Origin of the sequence: Castellaniella sp., assembly GCF_036379515.1 — a bacterium.
Taxonomy (GTDB): Bacteria; Pseudomonadota; Gammaproteobacteria; order Burkholderiales; family Burkholderiaceae_B; genus Castellaniella.
In genome coordinates this window covers 1-17,422 of record NZ_DASVGN010000035.1, presented here as the reverse complement: position 1 = coordinate 17,422, position 17,422 = coordinate 1, and the positions used below count along the sequence as shown (strand labels likewise).

General features: G+C 62.6%; 18 protein-coding genes. 3 read left to right on the top strand and 15 right to left on the bottom strand.

The genetic code is table 11. From position 1 onward, the window contains the following. The 4 genes from VF285_RS12405 to gcl all read right to left on the bottom strand — a co-directional run. The coding region (locus tag VF285_RS12405; protein ID WP_346952946.1) for a DUF4147 domain-containing protein at nucleotides 1-150 on the bottom strand (150 nt) is incomplete at its 3' end. Between the two features lie 82 nt (nucleotides 151-232). Then, nucleotides 233-1,120: a 2-hydroxy-3-oxopropionate reductase gene (glxR, locus tag VF285_RS12400; RefSeq protein WP_346952945.1), complete on the bottom strand. Its 888-nt coding sequence runs from the start codon at nucleotides 1,118-1,120 to the stop codon at nucleotides 233-235. Between the two features lie 34 nt (nucleotides 1,121-1,154). Then, on the bottom strand, nucleotides 1,155-1,931 hold the full coding sequence (hyi, locus tag VF285_RS12395; RefSeq protein WP_346952944.1) for a hydroxypyruvate isomerase: 777 nt from the start codon (nucleotides 1,929-1,931) through the stop codon (nucleotides 1,155-1,157). 18 nt (nucleotides 1,932-1,949) lie between these two features. After that, a complete protein-coding gene (gcl, locus tag VF285_RS12390; protein WP_346952943.1) occupies nucleotides 1,950-3,731 on the bottom strand; it encodes a glyoxylate carboligase in 1,782 nt (593 codons plus the stop codon). A 269-nt stretch (nucleotides 3,732-4,000) separates the two neighbouring features. Between gcl and VF285_RS12385 the strand changes: the two genes are divergently transcribed. Together VF285_RS12385 and VF285_RS12380 are read left to right on the top strand one after the other, a co-directional pair. Next, on the top strand, nucleotides 4,001-4,918 hold the full coding sequence (locus tag VF285_RS12385) for a LysR family transcriptional regulator (RefSeq protein ID WP_346952942.1): 918 nt from the start codon (nucleotides 4,001-4,003) through the stop codon (nucleotides 4,916-4,918). Further along, the gene (locus VF285_RS12380) at nucleotides 4,915-5,886 is read left to right on the top strand and encodes a DMT family transporter (protein WP_346952941.1); all 972 of its coding nucleotides are present in this window, start codon (nucleotides 4,915-4,917) and stop codon (nucleotides 5,884-5,886) included. The genes VF285_RS12385 and VF285_RS12380 overlap by 4 nt, the downstream gene beginning before the upstream one ends. Nucleotide 5,887: 1 nt before the next feature. Here the strand turns inward: VF285_RS12380 and VF285_RS12375 are convergent, their stop codons facing one another. The 11 genes from VF285_RS12375 to uraD form a co-directional block, all read right to left on the bottom strand. Further along, nucleotides 5,888-6,766 carry a sugar phosphate isomerase/epimerase family protein gene (locus VF285_RS12375; RefSeq protein ID WP_346952940.1) on the bottom strand — a complete coding sequence of 293 codons (879 nt, stop codon included), beginning with the start codon at nucleotides 6,764-6,766 and terminating at the stop codon, nucleotides 5,888-5,890. A gap of 38 nt (nucleotides 6,767-6,804) precedes the next feature. After that, nucleotides 6,805-7,992, bottom strand: a complete 1,188-nt coding sequence (locus VF285_RS12370) for a dihydrodipicolinate synthase family protein (protein ID WP_346952939.1) — start codon at nucleotides 7,990-7,992, stop codon at nucleotides 6,805-6,807. A gap of 10 nt (nucleotides 7,993-8,002) precedes the next feature. Continuing rightward, nucleotides 8,003-9,166 carry a Gfo/Idh/MocA family oxidoreductase gene (locus tag VF285_RS12365; protein WP_346952938.1) on the bottom strand — a complete coding sequence of 388 codons (1,164 nt, stop codon included), beginning with the start codon at nucleotides 9,164-9,166 and terminating at the stop codon, nucleotides 8,003-8,005. Between the two features lie 43 nt (nucleotides 9,167-9,209). After that, nucleotides 9,210-9,872, bottom strand: a complete 663-nt coding sequence (locus VF285_RS12360) for a TetR/AcrR family transcriptional regulator (protein ID WP_346952937.1) — start codon at nucleotides 9,870-9,872, stop codon at nucleotides 9,210-9,212. Further along, nucleotides 9,869-11,299: an enolase C-terminal domain-like protein gene (locus VF285_RS12355; protein ID WP_346952936.1), complete on the bottom strand. Its 1,431-nt coding sequence runs from the start codon at nucleotides 11,297-11,299 to the stop codon at nucleotides 9,869-9,871. Before VF285_RS12355 ends, VF285_RS12360 begins: the two co-directional genes overlap by 4 nt. Next, nucleotides 11,289-12,167, bottom strand: a complete 879-nt coding sequence (locus tag VF285_RS12350) for a sugar phosphate isomerase/epimerase family protein (RefSeq protein WP_346952935.1) — start codon at nucleotides 12,165-12,167, stop codon at nucleotides 11,289-11,291. Before VF285_RS12350 ends, VF285_RS12355 begins: the two co-directional genes overlap by 11 nt. After that, on the bottom strand, nucleotides 12,160-13,698 hold the full coding sequence (locus tag VF285_RS12345; protein WP_346952934.1) for a tripartite tricarboxylate transporter permease: 1,539 nt from the start codon (nucleotides 13,696-13,698) through the stop codon (nucleotides 12,160-12,162). Before VF285_RS12345 ends, VF285_RS12350 begins: the two co-directional genes overlap by 8 nt. Nucleotides 13,699-13,728: 30 nt before the next feature. Next, nucleotides 13,729-14,310, bottom strand: a complete 582-nt coding sequence (locus tag VF285_RS12340; RefSeq protein WP_346952933.1) for a tripartite tricarboxylate transporter TctB family protein — start codon at nucleotides 14,308-14,310, stop codon at nucleotides 13,729-13,731. Nucleotides 14,311-14,318: 8 nt separating this feature from the next. After that, nucleotides 14,319-15,326: a tripartite tricarboxylate transporter substrate binding protein gene (locus VF285_RS12335; protein WP_346952932.1), complete on the bottom strand. Its 1,008-nt coding sequence runs from the start codon at nucleotides 15,324-15,326 to the stop codon at nucleotides 14,319-14,321. A gap of 435 nt (nucleotides 15,327-15,761) precedes the next feature. Next, nucleotides 15,762-16,283 (bottom strand): ureidoglycolate lyase, encoded by a 522-nt coding sequence (locus VF285_RS12330; RefSeq protein ID WP_346952931.1) that lies wholly within the window; start codon nucleotides 16,281-16,283, stop codon nucleotides 15,762-15,764. A gap of 73 nt (nucleotides 16,284-16,356) precedes the next feature. Next, on the bottom strand, nucleotides 16,357-16,887 hold the full coding sequence (gene uraD / locus VF285_RS12325) for a 2-oxo-4-hydroxy-4-carboxy-5-ureidoimidazoline decarboxylase (RefSeq protein WP_346952930.1): 531 nt from the start codon (nucleotides 16,885-16,887) through the stop codon (nucleotides 16,357-16,359). Between the two features lie 140 nt (nucleotides 16,888-17,027). Here uraD and VF285_RS12320 point away from each other — a divergent pair. Then, nucleotides 17,028-17,422, top strand: a 395-nt coding sequence (locus tag VF285_RS12320; RefSeq protein ID WP_346952929.1) for a LysR family transcriptional regulator, incomplete at its 3' end; no start/stop codon positions are given.

Below are 17,422 nucleotides of genomic sequence, written 5' to 3'. Positions count from 1 at the left end.
CATGGCGGCCGAGGCCTTGCCGGCCCCGATCACGATCGTGCGGCCTTTGGGAGGCTGGGGCAGGAACTGCGCAATGCAGTGCTCGGGCTGGGCAGCCCGCACGGCGGCCTGGAAGAGTTGCGTCAGGAATTCTCGGGGTTGGGCAATCATGGCAGCCTTGTCTCTGGGGCGATTCGTCTTGTGGCAGCATCAGATTCCGCGCCGCAGGCTCGGGCGTGGAATCTGATTTTTACTACGACTCTCCGATCTCGTGATTGGCGAGCAGTTCCAGGGCGCGCACCATGCCGGAGTGGTCCCAGGCGTCGCCTCCGTGGGCCGCACACGCGTTGAACAGTTCTTGGGCGACTGCCGTGCTGGGCAGTGACAACCCCAGCTGGCGCGCCGTCGACAAGGCGAGGTTCAGGTCCTTCTGGTGCAGTTTGATCCGGAAACCCGGATCAAAGTTGCGCTTGATCATGCGTTCGCCGTGGACCTCCAGGATACGCGAACTGGCGAACCCGCCCATCAGGGCCTGGCGCACCTTGACTGGGTCGGCACCGGCCTTGGAGGCCAACAGCAACGCCTCGCCTACTGCCTCGATCGTGAGGGCCACGATGATCTGGTTGGCCACTTTGGTCGTCTGGCCGGCACCATTGTCGCCCACCAAGGTGACGTTCTTGCCCATCAGTTCGAAGATGGGCTTGCAGGTATCGAAGGCCGCCTGCTTGCCGCCGATCATGATGGTGAGGCTGCCGGCCTTGGCACCCACGTCGCCACCCGAGACGGGTGCATCGAGGTATTCACAGCCCAGTGCGTTGACCTTGCGGGCGAATTCCTTGGTTTCCACGGGCGAAATCGAGCTCATGTCGATCACGATTTTGCCTTTGGACAGACCCGCAGCGACGCCGTCTTCGCCGAACAGAACGGCGGCGACATCGGGGGTATCGGGCACCATGATGATGATGATCTCGGCTGCCTTGGTCACTTCGGTAGCGTTGGCGAGCGGCTTGGCGCCCGCGTCCAGCAGGCTTTGAGCCGTTTTGCCATGCGTGAAGGTGAACAGCGAGTGCCCCCCCTTGATGAGGTTGTGTGCCATGGGGGTGCCCATGATGCCCAGCCCGATGAAGCCTATCTTTGCCATGTGAGTTCTCCTTGTGTGTTCTATGGGGCGCTGCTTACGCAAACGCCTTGATCCAGCCCAGGCCGTCCTGGGTGCGGGTGGCCGGTTTGTATTCGCAGCCTATCCAACCTTCATAGCCAATGGCGTCGATGTGGTGCAGCAGCCAGCCGTAGTTGATTTCGCCTGTGCCGGGTTCGTGGCGCCCCGGGTTGTCGGCGAGCTGGATATGGCCGATGGAAGCGAGCTGCTTCGAGAGCGTATTGCCCAGCTCGCCCTCCATCCGCTGCATGTGGTAGATGTCGTACTGCACCTTCAGGTTGTCGGAGCCCACTTTTTGGATCAGGTCGACTGCCTGTGCCGTGTGTGTGAGATGAAAGCCCGGGGTGTCGAAGTCGTTAAGCGGCTCCATCACGAGCAAGATGCCGGCTTTCTGCAGTTCGGCAGCCGCATGTTTCAGGTTGCTCACCAGCGTGTGTTCGACGGTCTCGGCATCCGCCCCGGCGGGGGTCTTGCCGACCAGGCAATTGACCTTGGGGCAGTGCAAAGCCTGCGCATAATCGATGGCGCGGGCCACTCCGTCCTTGAATTCATCCACGCGGTCCGGGTGGCAGGCGATGCCGCGCTCCCCAGCGTCCCAGTTGCCCGCCGGAAGGTTGTGCAACACCTGCACCAGGCCGTTTTCTTTCAGCAACGTGGCAAGCGTCTGTTTGTCGTAGGCATAGGGGAACAGGTATTCGACCCCCTTGAAGCCCGCCTTGGCCGCTGCTTGAAAGCGGTCGAGGAAATCGATCTCGGTAAAGAGCATCGACAGGTTGGCGGCAAGTTTTGGCATGTTTGGATTCCTCAAGACTCAATCGAGCAGTGTGATGGCGGTAGGGGCGTCGGCACCGTGTTCTGCCAGCTCTTCGAATTCGTTCACCGCGTTGATGTCGTTCCCCATGGAAATATTGGTGACGCGCTCCAGGATGAATTCAACCACAACCGGCACCTTGAATTCGCGAATCCAGGCACGAGCCTGCGCGATGGCGGGTTGGATGTCTTCCACCTTCTTGACCCGGATGGCCTTGCAACCCAGCCCTTCGGCAACCTTGACGTGGTCTACGCCGTAGCCGTCGGTTTCTGGCGAATTGATGTTGTCGAAGGACAGCTGCACGCAGTAGTCCATGTCGAAGCCGCGTTGCGACTGACGGATCAGGCCCAGGTAGGCATTGTTCACCACCACATGAATATAAGGCAGATTGAACTGTGCTCCCACCGCCAGCTCTTCGAGCATGAACTGAAAGTCGTAGTCACCGGACAGTGCAACGATTTCGTCGCCTGTTTCAGCGGCCACCACGCCCAGCGTCGCGGGGACCGTCCAGCCCAGAGGGCCTGCCTGCCCGGCGTTGATCCAGTGGCGGGGGCCGTAGACGTGCAGCATCTGCGCTGCGGCAATCTGCGACAGGCCGATGGTGGTCACGTAGCGCACACCTTTGCCGAAGGCCTTGTTCATTTCTTCGTACACGCGTTGCGGCTTGAGCGGCGACTGATCGAAGTGCGTCTTGCGCTGCATGGATTTTTCGCCCTTGCGCGCCCGGCACTCCTGCGCCCAGTGGCTGCGGTCACGCAGCTTTCCAGCCGCCTTCAGGCGCTTGGCCTCGTCGATCATCAGGCGCAGAGCCGTAGCGGCATCCGAGGCTAGGCTGAAATCGGGCCCGAACACCTTGCCAATCTGCGTGGGGTCTACGTTGACGTGTACGAACGTGCGCCCTTCGGTGTACACCTTGGTGGAACCCGTGTGGCGATTGGCCCAACGGTTGCCGATGCCCATCACGAAGTCGGATGCCAGAAAGCTTGCGTTGGCGTAGCGGTGGGCCGTCTGCAGCCCGACCATGCCGGCCATGAGGGGGTGATCGTCGGGGATCACGCCCCATCCCATGAGGGTGGGCACGACCGGCACGCCCGTGAGTTCCGCGAATTCTTGCAGCAGTGCTTCGGCACCCGAGCTGAAGATGCCGCCGCCCGCCACCAGCAGTGGCCGTTCGGACGCGTTCAGCATGGCGACCGCCTTGGCGGCCTGCGCCGGCGTGGCCGTGGGTTTGAAGACGGCCAGCGGCTCGTAGGTTTCAATGTCGAACTCGATCTCGGCCATCTGCACGTCGAAGGGCAGGTCGATCAGCACTGGGCCGGGGCGGCCCGAACGCATGATATGAAAAGCCTGCTGCAGCGTGTGTGGAACCATTTCGGGCTCGCGCACAGTCACGGCCCATTTGGTCACTGGCTTGGCGATGGTTTCCACGTCCACGGCCTGGAAGGCCTCTTTGTGTAGCAGGGCGCGTGGAACCTGGCCCGTGATGCACAGAATGGGGATGGAATCGCCCGAGGCGGAGTACAGCCCCGTGATCATGTCGGTGCCGGCAGGGCCCGAGGTGCCCAGGCAGACGCCGATGTTGCCCACCTTGGCCCGAGTGTAGCCTTCGGCCATGTGCGAGGCGCCTTCCACGTGCCGGGCCAGAATGGGGTGAAAGTGCCCGTTTTTGCGCAGCGCCGAGTACAGTGGGTTGATGGCAGCACCCGGAACACCGAACAGCGTGGTGATGCCTTCTTTTTGCAGGACGGCCGCGGCGGCGTCCACTGCTCTCATTTTTGCCATGATGTCTCCAGAGAGGACGGATGGCGCTGATGAGTGACGCCAGCCAGGTGGGTTTGTGAAGAGGCTGGAATCAGGATAGGGAAATCATGGGCCTTCGAGAATCCTTGTGTTTCTCGTTTCTGTAGATACTTTAAGTATGCCGTTGCGTCGTTCTTCTGGTGTTGAAGGGGGTGTATTGCTCTTGCGTTATAGCCATCATTTTTCCGGAATGACGTGTGTGGCCGGGATGTCGCAGGCTTGGCCCTATAATTTCCGAAACAGGAGCGGCCGTGAGTCGATACGTCGAAATACACAGTTTTGTATTGATTGCCGAAAAGGGCAGCTTTGCGTCTGCAGCGCTGGCCGAGGGTGTCACGCCGGTGGTGATGGGGCGGCGCCTGACGGCGCTCGAGAAGCGGCTGGGCGTGCAGCTCATGCACCGCTCCACTCGGGGCCTGGTGCTGACCGATCTGGGGGAACGCTACCTGGAGCAATGCCAGCAACTGATCCAGGATTTTGAAGATGCCGACGCGAGCATCATGGCGCGACGCCAGTCGCTTGCGGGGCACTTGGTCGTGTCCGCACCCGCTTCATTCGGCCGCCTGCATGTGGCACCTCATGCCCTGTCGTTCCGTGCCCGCTACCCCGATCTGGCGCTGTCGTTCAACTTCACCGACAGCGTGGTGGATTTGGTGCGCGAAGGCTACGACATGGCCATTCGCATTGGCGAGGTCACGGACCCCAACTACGTGGCGGTCAGGCTCTTTCCCAATCAGCGTGTGGTGTGTGGCACGCCCGAATACTTTCATCGCAATGGCGTGCCACGCGTGCCTGAAGACCTGGTACGACATAATTGCCTGGCCTTCAACCTGCAGGGGGGCCAGCATCGTGGCTGGACTTTCGTGCGCGACGGACGGCCATTTGCCGTACGGGTGAAAGGAGATCTGGCCTGCAATGACGGCGAGCTTCTGTACCACTGGGTGTGTGCCGGCCTGGGCGTAGGCTGGCGGTCCACCTGGGAGATCCAGCGCGAGCTCAAGCGGGGCGAGCTGATCACCGTGCTCGATGACTTCGCGCTGCCCGCCTATGACATTCAGGCGGTGTATCCGCAGCAGCGCTACCTGCCGGCCAAGGTGCGCTATTTCATTGACGCGCTCCGAAACCATTATCATGAGCCAGGATACTGGGAAGGACAGGGAACATCTTGACGAAACAACGTACCGCTCCGAAGGCTCGGGCAGCCCATGCCATGCCGCCAGTACCGGACGAACCGGTGCGGGCCGAGGCGGGGGCCTCCACCCGCCGCAACGAACGGCTGGCTCTGCTGGCGCTGGTCGGCATGGCCGTCGTCTGGGGCTACAACTGGGTTGTCATGAAGCAGGTCATGGCGTACGTGGGCCCGTTGGACTTCTCTGCCTTGCGCAATTTGGGTGGGGCTGTGTTTCTTTTTGCGTTGCTGGTTGTTACGCGCAGCCGGCTGCGCATTCGCGCCTGGCCGCGGGTGCTGCTGCTGGGTTTGCTGCAGACAGCTGCCTTCTCGGGCCTGATTCAGCTGGCATTGTTGCAGGGAGGGGCTGGCAAGACCTCCATCCTGGTGTACACCATGCCGTTCTGGGTGATCCCCATGGCGTGGTTTGCGTTCGGTGAGCGCATTCGCGGCGCGCAGTGGTTTGCACTGGCGCTGGCGGCGGGTGGGCTGCTCCTGATTCTTGAGCCCTGGCATGTGCAGGGTAGCGTGCTCAGTGAGGCGCTGGCCGTGGGCGCGGGCCTGAGCTGGGCGCTGGCCATGATTGTGACCAAGTGGATTCGACGCGATTACCCCATGGACGCCTTGCCGTTGACCGCGTGGCAGATGCTTTTTGGCGCTCTGGCGCTGTGTCTGGTGTCCTGGTTCGTGCCCGAGCGGTCCATAGACCCGGCGCCCTATTTCTATGGCGCACTCATCTATAACGCAGTGCTGTCCACCGCAATCGCCTGGTTCTTGTGGATCTTTGCGCTGCAGTATCTGTCTGCCGGGATGGCTGGTATGTCTGCCCTGGGGGTTCCGGTGGTGGGCGTGTTTTCGAGCTGGCTGCAGCTAGGAGAGCGCCCGGGCAGCATAGAGCTTGCCGGCATGGTCCTGATCGCCGTGGCGCTGGTGGCGCTCAGCCTGCATTCGATGCGCCACGCCTCGTGAATTACACCGCGCTGCGGTGCCGTGCGATGCAGGTGTCCAGGATTTCATCGGTATCGCGCTTCCACCAGTTCTCGGACGAGAAGATCTCAGCCTCGCTGTAGCCGGCGAAGCCTTGTGCCTCGACCCAGCTGCGGATACGGGGGATGTCGATGACGCCGTCGCCCATCATGCCACGGTCATTGAGCAGGTCGCGGGTGGGGGTGAGCCAGTCGCAGACATGGAAGGCCAGGAGGCGCTCACGGCCTGCGCGGCGAATCTGCGCTTCGAGCTTGGGGTCCCACCACACGTGGTAGACGTCGCAGGCGACACCCAGCGCCCCTGTCCGTTCAGGGTCCAACGCGTCGCAGAGATCCAGTGCGTGTTCCATGGTGTTCACGCAGGCCCGATCTGCTGCATACATGGGATGCAGGGGTTCTATGGCCAGGGGCATGTTGGCGCTGCGAGCGTAGTCCAGCATGCGGCCCAGCCCGTCGGTGACCTGCTGGCGGGATAGGCCGATATCTTTATGTGCCGCTTTCCCGGCCAGCGCGCCTGGCAGACCGCCTACGACCAGCACGACGCAGGGGGCGCCCAGTTCGTGCGCTTCGTCCACGGCTCGCCGGTTGTCGTCGTCGGCTGCGCGCAGGCCTGCCGTGTCCGTTGCGGTGAACATGCCGCCTCGACAATAGCCTGACAGTTCCAGGCCAAGTGCACGGATCTGCCGTGCCGCCGGAGTCACGCCCATGGCCGCCACCTGGTCGCGCCATGGGGAGATGGCGCGGATCTCGTGTGCGGCGCAGGCCTCCAGGATGGCGTTCAGCGGCAGGGCCTGGCTGCGGCTGAAGCGCACCGTCGCGGTGTTGATGGATAGCCAGCGGTGGTCAGTGCTGAAATCGCGCAATTCGTGTCTCCTTGTGCGGTGCGGCGTGCCCGCATCTGTCATTCGATGCCGTGCAGGGCCAGAAGCGTCTGCATGCGGTGTGCCGCCTGGTCCGGGTTCTGCAGCAGGTTCGCTGCGTCAGCCAGCCTGAACAACTCTGACAGGTGGATCAGGCTGCGGGTGCTTTGTTGGCCACCCACCATGGTGAAGTGGGACTGGTGGCCGTTGAGCCAGGCCATGAAGACGACGCCAGTCTTGTAGAACCGGGTGGGTGCCTGGAAGATGTGACGCGAAAGCGGTACGGTGGGTTGCAGGATGGCGTGGAAGCGTTCCAGGTTGCCCTCTGCGAGTTCAGCCAGGGCTGCGCTTGCCGCCGGTGCGATAGCGTCGAAAATGCCCAGGAGCGCGTCGCTGTGCTGATGCGCCGGGCTCTGGCCCACGCCATCACCGGCAATCAGCTCGGCATAGTTGAAGTCGTCGCCCGTATACATGCGCACGCCTGCGGGCAGGCGCCGCCGCATCGCGATTTCCTTGTCTTTGTCGAGCAGTGAAATCTTGATGCCGTTCACCTTGTCGGCATGAGCCACGATGACGGCCAGTGCCGTGTCCATGGCTTCGTCCGCGTCGCGTGAGCCCCAGTAGCCTGCCAGTGCCGGGTCGAACATGTCCCCCAGCCAGTGCAGGATGACGGGCTGTCGGGCCTGAGACAGGATGCGTCCGTAGACCTGCTGATAATCCTCCGGGCTCTTGGCGACGCGCGCCAGGGCACGGCTGGCCATGACGATGAGGCGTCCGCCCAGCGATTCGATGGCCGCCATCTGCTCCTCGTATGCGGAGATGACATCGTCCAGTGTGCGGGCTGCTTCGGGAGCCAACTGGTCTGTGCCGCAGCCGCAAGCCACCAGGGCGCCCGGGACGTCCTTGGCGGCTGCAAGCGAGCGGCGGATGAGCTCCAGCGAGGTGGGCCAGTCCAGGCCCATGCCGCGCTGGGCCGTGTCCATGGCTTCGGCCACACCCAGTCCCAGAGACCAGAGATGGCGCCGGTACTCCAGGGTGGCATCCCAGTCGATCGCCGACTGCAGCCAGGGATCGACGGCGGCACGCGGGTCGGCCACGACATGCGCGGCGGAATAGGCGATGCGGTTGAAGGGCTTACCGTGTGATGGGGCGGCGATCGGGGCGTTTCCGCTGAGCGTGTAGGGCGCCAGCGTACCGTCGGCTTGCGGGAGATTCAAGGTTCTGTTCATGGTGTTCGTCTTAGAGGGTCAGCGTGGGGACGTCGATCCAGCGACGTTCGTGCCAGGACTGGAGCGCAAGCTCGACCAGCTGCACGCCCTTGGCTCCTTCGAGCAAGGTCCAGCGATAGGGGGTGCCCTCGACGACGTAGCGGATGAAGTGCTCCCATTGGATCTTGAAGCCGTTGTCGTAGGTTTCGGTGTCGGGGACCTCTTGCCATTGGTCGAAGAAGTTCATGCCCTGCTTCACGTCCGGGTTCCAGATGGGACGTGGGGTGGCCATGCGGCTCTGGATGCGGCAATCCTGCAGTCCGGCCACGGCCGAGCCGTGCGTGCCGTCCACGTGGAAGGTCACGAGGTCGTCGCGCCGTACGCGTGTGGCCCAGGACATGTTCATCTGGGCAATGACGGGTTCTCCGCCGTGTCCCACCAGTTCGGCGGTCGCGTAGGCGGCATCGTCTGCCGTCACCTGGTAAGGCTTGCCGGCTTCGTCGCGGCGTTCAGGCACGTGGGTGGCGCCCAGGCAAGAAATTGATTTCACCTCGCCGAAGAGATTGTCCAGCACGTAGCGCCAGTGGCACATCATGTCCAGGATCATGCCGCCGCCGTCTTCGGCGCGATAGTTCCAGCTCGGGCGCTGGATGGGTTGCAGATCCCCTTCGAACACCCAGTAGCCGAACTCGAGCCGCACGCTGAGCATGCGCCCGAAGAATCCCGATCGGCGCAGCATGTCGAGTTTGCGCAAGCCCGGCAGAAAGAGCTTGTCCTGGACCACGCCGTGCTTCAGCCCCGAGGCTTGTGCCTTGCGTGCGATCTTCATCGCTTCGTCCAGCGAGGTGGAAATCGGCTTCTCGCAGTACACATGCTTGCCGGCGTCGATGGCGCGAGACAGCAGGCCGGGCCGCATCTGTGTGCTCCCGGCGTCGAAGAAGACGGTGTCCTCCTTGTTCGCGAGCGCAGCTTCCAGATCGGTCGTCCAGCGCGCAATTCCGTACTTGCGCGCGAGCGCTTCAAGTTTCTCGGCGTTGCGGCCCACCAGGATCGGTTCCGGCATGACACGGTTACCGTCAGAGAGCAGAACGCCGCCTTGTTCGCGGATGGCGACGATGGAGCGAATCAGGTGCTGGTTCATGCCCATGCGGCCGGTGACGCCGTGCATGATGATTCCCAGGGTTTGTGTGGTCATGGTGAAGGTTCCTTCAGTGTGGCAGGGGAGGTCGGGCGTGAGCTCAGTCACGCATCACGTAGCCGAGAATCAGGTCGCACATGTGGGCCAGACGCTCTTGCTTGGCCTTGGGCGACAGCAGGTGGCGACCAAAGATGGCGGACAGGGTGTCGTTGTTGGAGCGGTAAAAGAAGGTCAGGGCGGCGATCGAAATGTAGAGCTGGGTAGGGTCTATGCCGCCGCGGAAGAGCCCCTCGCTGCGGCCCTGCTCCAGGATGCGGCCCAGGGTGTCGATGACAGGCGAATTCAGTTCGCGTGCGCGAGACTGGCGCAGATGGCGCGCCTTGTGCAGGTTGGCACTGGTCAGCAGCGACTGAAACTCAGGGTGCTTCATGCAGTAGTTCCAGGTGAACTCGACGAGCTTGCGCACGGCCTCCGGTGGTGGCAGATTGAGCAGATTCAGTTTTTGCTCGGCGTTGCGGATGTGCTGGTAGGCTTTCTCGAGTACTGCCTGGAATAGCTGATCCTTGTCGCGGAAGTAGTAGTAGATCAGGCGTTTGTTCACCGCGGCGCGGGTCGCAATGCCTTCCATGCGGGCGCCATCCAGTCCCATTTCTGCGAACTCGTCGCGCGCGGCCACCAGGATGGCTGCCTGCGACCGGCCGGCGTCGCGTTGGCGCTCGGGGGCAGGGGTCACTTTCACAGCTGCAGCGGTGGAAACGGTCATGCGTCGATCCCCTTGCCCATTGGCGCCATCGCCGAAAAATCGGGTTGTGCCCCACTGGCGTAGCCTACACAGGCCAGGGAATCCAGGTGGATGCGACCGCCCTGGATGGCAAGATGCACTGCTTCGTGGCTGTACTCATACAGATCGGAATGGGCCTGCAGAAACGCTTGCTGTTCGGCGGGGGGTTGGGCCGCCATGCCGTCGACGTAATGATGACCATTGCGCTCGACGTGGGTAATGCCCAGCAGGTTGACCAGGGCGAGATCTTGCTGCACGGCGAGCCCTGCCTGTGTCGTCAGGTCTTCGGCCGACATGAAATAGTGCGTGTCGTGCTGTGTGCGATTCCAGGCAGTGCAGCGGCCGAGATTGAGCAGCGAACGATAAATCCCCTTGCAGGTCTTGGACGATACGCCAGCGTATCCCCGGGCCCGTGCCTGCACGAAAGCATCCAGGGGGCCGTCTGACTCATCGATGATGACAGGCCTTTCAAGGGGTGTCTGGTGCAGGTCCGAGTCGAGTGCGTGCAGGCGAGAAATGGGTTGCTCGATGAATGCCACGGATGACCAGAGGCGCGCCAGCTTGGGGGTTGCACGGATCGCAGCCAGAAGTTCGGCGACTTCGGCCGCGCTGGCGTATTGTTCGTTGCCATCGAGTGAGACGAAGTAGGGCGCCTGGCGTCGGTCCAGGACGGCAGCAATGGCGGTGAGCCGTGTGACGTCTGCCTGCAGCTTGCCGCTCACCTTGAGCTTGAACCAGCGGTGGCCGTAGGTGGCGACGACTTCTTCCAGTGTTTCGGGCAAGCCGTCGTCCACGCGGTGCGTGATGTCTTGAGCCGTGATGGCGTCCAACAGGCCAACTGTGTGGCGTGCCTCGATGGAGGCCGCGGGGTGCAAGCTGCGCAGCAGCTGCGGAAGCTCCAGGCCCGCAAACTGGGGGTGAGATTCATCGATTCCTGCTTGATTGGCCTGAATCGCAGTGTAGAAAGAGACGCCCTGCAGCCGGCACAGGGCATCCAGGATGGCGCGGTCCAGGAGCGCCGGGCCGTAGTTCGCCAGCAGCGGGTTGAGCCCGAGTCGACCACAGGCCTTCTCGTGCGGGTCGTGGTGGCGGACGAAATGCCCGAAGGCTGTGGTGGGAGTGCGGTCGGACAGATAGGCTTCTTTGGCCCTGTGTACTACGGTGCGTAGTTGTTGGAAATTCTGTTCGTTGGTGAGATCCAGGTTTTTGTCGAACCACTTGGGCGCCATGAGTTCGGCCGCCGCCCCCCACGCAGAGCGGCCCGCGGGGCCGGTCACCCGGACACGGGCGAAGGCCTGGGGGCACTCGGTGAGCGTCACCACGCCAAAGCGGAAGGGAAGGCGCAGGTGGACGGGCCGTTCGTAGAGTTCGATGGCCTCGATGCTCAGGCGCGGCGCTTCAGCCGTCATCTTCTATCTCCTCGAGAACGCCACGCAGGTAACCGATGGCGCGTGCAGCGCAACCCGGCCCGTCAGGGACGTAGTCAAACGGCTCGACGGCGATGATTCCGTGGTAGTGGCCTTCGCGCCTCAGGGCGGCCAGCGACCGCAGGATGGGCGCAAAGCGCATCGTGCCCTGGCCAGGCCCGCGACGGTTGGGATCATTGACTTGCACGTGTGCGATGTGGCCGGTTGGGACCCAGCGCTGGACGAGCGCGGGGAGCGTTTCGTTTTCGACTTGGCCGGCGGCGCTGCAGTCGATCATGGTCTTCAGGGCGGGTGAGGCGACTTCAGAGATCATCTGGACAGCCTGCTGCACCGTATTGACGATGTCCGTCTCGCGGGTGGACAACGGCTCCAGGCAGTAGGTAACGTGGCAGGCTTGTGCATGCCGGGCCGCCTGGCTCAGGCAGTCGCGGACACGCGCCCAGGCCTCTGGGGCGCTGGACCCTGGGGGTGTGGCTCGTTGCTGCGGCGAGCCGTGGACCAGGTAGGTACCGCCCAGCAGCGTACAGAGTTCGACCATGCGTTCCATGGCCCGGGCCGTGCGCGCGCGAAGTGTGGCGTCAGCGCTGGAAATCGAGAGGCCCCGGGGTGCCACCAGCAGCCAGTGCAGGCCCGAGATGGCGATCCCGTGGTCTTGTGCGATGCAGGCGTATTGCCGTGCCTCGGTATCGCTGATCTGCAAGGGGTCCTCTGCGAGCGTGAAGGGCGCCACCTCGAGGGCATCGTAGCCCATTGCTGCGGCGAGCCGGCATTGCTCGAGGAAGGTCAGTGGCTGCAAGACCTCGTTGCAGAGTGCGATGCGCATCGCTTGCGGATTTACGGCATCAGCCATGGGACTTCCCGAGGGCGCCCCGTATGCCACGGGTCACGAATCCCCAGCCGCGGTTCAGCGCCGCACGGAAGGGCGGCACGTACAGCAGGAACATGAAGATGGTGATGGTGGCGAGCACCATGGAGATCGGCCGAGTGAAGAAGGGGACCAGACTGCCGTCCGAGAGCACCAGGCCGCGGCGCAGGCTCCTGTCCAGCAGGGGGCCGAGCACGAGACCGAGTACCAGGGGTGCCATTTCATAGCCTCGTCGCCGCAGAAAGTAGGCGCCGATGCCGATGGCCACCATGACATACACGTCGAACACTCGTGACGCGACGGCAAATGAGCCGACGACGCAGAGCATGAAGACGATGGGCATCAGGATGTCGCGCGGCACCTTCAGCACTTGCAGCATGGGTCGCACGCCGAAGAGGCCGAAAAGCAGGATGGCGAACGAGGCCAGGGTAGTCATGGCGACTACGTGAAGGATGAAGTCCGGGTGCTCGACCATGAGCATGGGGCCGGGTTGCACGCCGTGGATGATCATGGCGGCCATGAGGACGGCCGAAGGAGCCGATCCGGGGACGCCCAGGGAAAGGACCGGGATCAGGTGGCCTGGCACGGAAGACATGTCGCCGGTTTCGGCCGCCATCAGCCCATCGATGGAACCCTTCCCGAATTTTTCCTTTTCTTTGCTCACGGCCTTGGCGGCGGCGTAAGACACCCAGGACCCAGCGTCTTCACCCACCCCGGGCAGCAGACCTGTGAACACGCCAATGATCCCCGACCGCATGACGGTCCAGCGGTACTGGAACAGGTCACGCCAGCGCGGCAGGACAGAGTCGGTCAGGTCTCGGACCTTGCGCTCTATGGGGTTGGAGGAGGCCATCAGCACCTCGGCCAAGCCGAACGCGCCGACCAGAGCGGGGATCAGGGCGATGCCTCCGGCAAGGTCTTCCCAGCCGAAGGTGAAGCGATCGTAGGCGTACAGGCTCTCTTCGCCGACCTGAGCCAGGAACAGGCCCACCAGACCCATCAGCCAGCCTTTCAGGGGATCGCCACCTACGATGCTGCCTGACAGCGTGACGCCGAACAGGGCCAGCCAGAAGAATTCGAAGGCACCGAATTTCAGGGCAATGTTGGAGAGTGCTGGTGCCAGTGTGGCCAGGAAAATGACGCCGAACAGTGTACTGGTGACGGCCCCTGAGGTGGCAATGCCGATGGCCCGCCCCGCCTCGCCGCGCTGCGCCAGCGCGAAGCCATCTGCACACGATGCCGCATTGGCGGCCGTGCCCGGAATATTCAGGAGAATGGCAGTACGTGAACCCCCATACAGCGCGCCGACGTACGAGCAGATCAGGATGAGGATGGCCTCGTTGCCCTTCAGGTTGATGGTGACTGTCGTGAGTAGCGCGATGGCCAGGGTGGCTGAAAGCCCTGGCAGGATACCCATGACCAGCCCGACGAAGGCGCCGCCCAACGCATACAGCAGCGTCATGGGCTCCATGAAACTGAGGTAGGCCGAGCCCAGATCCTGTAAACCTTGCAGCATGGTGATTCTCGCAAAATGGGACGGCGACCGCTACGGCAGGCGCACCAGGAAGATCTTTTCGAATATCAGCCAGATGGCCGATGAGGCTCCGATGCCGATCACCACGGTTTTGAAGAGCGACCGGAAGGTGAGTTTGCGCTTGGCCGGATTGGTGCTGATGCGGTCGAATGCAAAGATTGAAGCCGTGACGTAGATGAATGAAGCGAGCCAGAACGGCAGCCCATGGCCGATGAGGACCAGGCTGTAACCACAGCACAGGATGACGGCCAGGAGCACGCGTTTGCTTCGCAAGCGGTCTTTATCTGACCGGATGTGAGGGCTCTCGGGTTGGTGCCGGTGGCGTTCCCAGCTGCGCAGCCCGAGGATGGCGCCGACGATCATCATCCCGATGCCCAGGAGGCCAGGCACCAGCCCCGGTACGGTGTAGGGGTTGATGTGCTGATCGGTCAGCCGGCTCATCTTCAGCGAGGCGATCAGGATCGCTGCACCGAGGATGAGCCAGCCGATGGAGTCGTGCAGGTCCGAAAGCGGAGAAGCGGGGGATTCGGGCTCTTCGGCTTCGGTGAACTGCTCGGCCAATTCAGGCCCTTGGTTTGGCTCCAGACGGCTCATGGCAGACCTCAGGGTTTGGGAATTCCGACTGTGTCGGGTGAGACTTTGCCCTTGCCGCTTTCATAGATGTTCCAGGCATTGAGCTGTACTGCCGGGAACACGGCTTTCTGGGCAGCTTCGCCGTAGAGCGGATCATAGACGGCGCCTCGGGTGGCGGCGTATTTCTTCAGGGCGGCATCCTGGGGCATTTTTTCGGCCCAGATCTTTTGCAGCGTCTGGATGACGTTGTCGGGCACGCCCTTCGGGATGAAGATGCCGAAGTAGTTCAGAGGCGCCTTCAAGTTGGGCACGTCGTTGGATAGCGGCGGAATCGTGCCATAGCCTTCCAGATCCAGCGGTTTGTTGCCCACGACGGCGAGTGGCCGCAGGCGCTTGCCGCGAATCATGTCGGCCTGCTCGACGGCCAGTTGCGACGTCAGGTCGGTTTCGCCAGCGACGGTGGAAAGGACGGCCGGGTTGCCTCCGTCATAAGTGACTTCTTTGTATTTGACGCCGGTGGCTTGTACGACACGGTCCATGGCCGAGTGTCCTGCCGAGGTGACGCCCGCAGTGGCAACGCTGATTTCCCCCGGTTTTGCTTTCATGGCTGCGATCAGCTCACCGGCCGTTTTCCAGGGGCGCTGTGGGTTGACGCCCAGCACGGAGACGTTGGCGACGGTCAGGAACAGGTGCCAGTCCTTGATGCTGGCGTCCAATGACCCCAGCGTCTGGTAGGCGCCCAGGTCCTGTGCGGCTCCGGCAGTCCAGGTATAGCCATCTTTGGCAGCAACCAGGGCATTGCGGGTACCGATGGCGCCTGAAGCGCCTGGCTGATTCACGATTACGATGGTCTGGCCCAGCATCTTTTCCAGCTCGGCAGCCGCGATGCGCGTGACCTGATCGGTGGAGCCGCCTGCAGCCCAGGGCACGATCAGGTTGATGGGGTGGGTGGGCTTCCAGTCTTCAGCAGATGCAGGCAATGCAATGGCGACGATGGCAGCGGCGGCAGCGGCCTGAAGAAAAACACGTTTTTTCATGGAGAGTCTCCTCGTGGATCGTTCAGTGAATCCGCTCGGTGCCAGTTCTGTGCCAGTCATCCGGTGCGGTTTTGGGTGGCAGGGGTGTCAGCCATCCGGCAGATAGTCATGTTGCATGCGCGTTCGAGCCCTTGAATGCACATGAATATGTGTTCACCAGTTGGTTCATTGGCAGCAGGCGATCTGGGCAATTCATCTTCCAGATACGCCTGGTTACCCGAACATTTTGGGAATACCAGGCTCAATACGATCAGCAAGACCTCGCTATTTTCACCGAATGGTGAATTAATACAATCAGGGAGATCCCTGAACAGGTCGCCTCGTTCGGCTGGATTCAGAGAGAACGTATATAACGAAACGGGCCCCGCAGGGCCCGTGGCGATTGGTTCGGCGTGGGGATGGTCGCGTGAGCGATGACTCTCTTTGCCGAAGCCGTCAGCCCATGACCGGGACGGCTGGAATCACGCTGGCTGCTTCCATCTGCACGACATCGCAGTTGTCCCCGGGCCCCGCGCGGTCAATGATGAGGAAGTCCGAAACCGTGTTCAATGCCAGCAGCGGATGGTGCCACACACCCGCGGCGTAATTCACGCCCTGGTTCGCGGAGCACAGGAACACGCGCAGATCGTCTGCGGTGGGTGTGGTGGCGGGATCTGCAACCACGACCAGATAGGGTTGCCCGGACAGAGGAATGAAGGCCTGGCTGGCCTTGGGGTGACGTTCCATCAGGGTGATGGCAAAGGGCAGCTTGCGCGGCTGGCCACGGAAGATCGACATGATGGCGTGGCCGTCGGCACCGGGGTCGATGTGCGCGAGATCGTGGTAGCGCTCGGTGTTGCCGTCGTTGATGGGAAAGTGCTGAACCGCGTCGCTGGCTTCGATGACGTCGCCAAAGGGCGCGAAGGCTTCGCGTGTCAGCGTTTCTATCGTGAGGCGAATAGGGGTTTGAGTGGCCATTGGGGCTCCATGCGAACCGGTCCGCGAGCGGACCGGGATGAGTCAGGGGTTGGGCGGCCCAATCTGGGGTCGGCTAGTCTGGAAATTGTGCGTCCAGACGAAAACGCGTGATCTGCCCGATCTGGTCCAGACAGGTGGCCAGCTCGGCTTGTTCGTCATTATGCAGGCGTTCCTCGATTGCTTCCATGATCTGGTAGCGGCTGCGCCCTTTGACGGCGATGACGAACGGGAAGCCGAAGCGCGCGCGGTAGGCCGCGTTGAGGTTGCGCAGGCGTTGCAGTTCTTCGGGGCTGCACTCGTTCAAGCCGGCGCCGCGTTGTTCGCGCGTCGAGGCTTGCGTGAGCGTGCCCGCAGCGGCTTCGCGGCCGGCGAGCTCAGGGTGGGCCGTGATCAAGGCGAGCTGCTCTGCATGGCTGGCTTGTTGCACGACGTTCACCATGGCGTTGTGCAGGGCCTGCACAGACGTAAAGGGACGGGCAGCCCAGGCGCGCTCGGGAATCCACGGCGAGTGTTCGAAGATGGTCGCCAGCGCTTGTGCGAATTCGGCCTGGGGCAGTTCAGAAAGTTCGGTCAGGGTCATGACGGAGGCTGTGGTTGTGTTCATGGCGTCGACGGGCACTGGGCTCGAAGTCCCTCAAGTCTACGAGGGTTCGGAATGCAAAAGAAGGCTGTGCGCCTGAATAATCGGTATTCGCAGTTTCGATATATGCTGATGCCTCATTGGGGCGAATGGGAGTCGGACGCATGTCGACGCGGCGCGGAAATGAAACGCTGGATACGTATTTGCTGAAGGTCTTCTGCATTTTGATGGCCGAGCGCAGCGTGTCGCGTACTGCCTTGAAGCTCAATCAATCGCAGCCGGCCATCAGCGTGGCGCTGAAGAATCTGCGCGCGATCTTCGGCGACCCGCTGCTGGTGCGCGAAAAAGGGGGCATGGTGCCCACGGGGCGTGCGCTCGACATCCTGGAGCACGCGCGTTCCGCACTGGGCGCCATTGATGCGATGCTCGAATCCGAAGAGGTTTTCGATCCATCACGCAGTCAACAGGTGTTTCGCATTGGCTCGCCAGATTACCTGGCGCCTGCGTTTGCGGCTTCAGTCGTGGCACAGTTTCGGCGTGAGGCGCCTCACGCCCGGCT

Bases quoted from the DNA above. Each gene is read 5' to 3' on its own strand.
- glxR (WP_346952945.1), bottom strand. From the start codon at position 1,120: ATGGCAAAGATAGGCTTCATCGGGCTGGGCATCATGGGCACCCCCATG.
- hyi (WP_346952944.1), bottom strand. From the start codon at position 1,931: ATGCCAAAACTTGCCGCCAACCTGTCGATGCTCTTTACCGAGATCGAT.
- gcl (WP_346952943.1), bottom strand. From the start codon at position 3,731: ATGGCAAAAATGAGAGCAGTGGACGCCGCCGCGGCCGTCCTGCAAAAA.
- VF285_RS12370 (WP_346952939.1), bottom strand. From the start codon at position 7,992: ATGAACAGAACCTTGAATCTCCCGCAAGCCGACGGTACGCTGGCGCCC.
- VF285_RS12365 (WP_346952938.1), bottom strand. From the start codon at position 9,166: ATGACCACACAAACCCTGGGAATCATCATGCACGGCGTCACCGGCCGC.
- VF285_RS12360 (WP_346952937.1), bottom strand. From the start codon at position 9,872: ATGACCGTTTCCACCGCTGCAGCTGTGAAAGTGACCCCTGCCCCCGAG.
- VF285_RS12355 (WP_346952936.1), bottom strand. From the start codon at position 11,299: ATGACGGCTGAAGCGCCGCGCCTGAGCATCGAGGCCATCGAACTCTAC.
- VF285_RS12350 (WP_346952935.1), bottom strand. From the start codon at position 12,167: ATGGCTGATGCCGTAAATCCGCAAGCGATGCGCATCGCACTCTGCAAC.
- VF285_RS12345 (WP_346952934.1), bottom strand. From the start codon at position 13,698: ATGCTGCAAGGTTTACAGGATCTGGGCTCGGCCTACCTCAGTTTCATG.
- VF285_RS12340 (WP_346952933.1), bottom strand. From the start codon at position 14,310: ATGAGCCGTCTGGAGCCAAACCAAGGGCCTGAATTGGCCGAGCAGTTC.
- VF285_RS12335 (WP_346952932.1), bottom strand. From the start codon at position 15,326: ATGAAAAAACGTGTTTTTCTTCAGGCCGCTGCCGCCGCTGCCATCGTC.
- VF285_RS12330 (WP_346952931.1), bottom strand. From the start codon at position 16,283: ATGGCCACTCAAACCCCTATTCGCCTCACGATAGAAACGCTGACACGC.
- uraD (WP_346952930.1), bottom strand. From the start codon at position 16,887: ATGAACACAACCACAGCCTCCGTCATGACCCTGACCGAACTTTCTGAA.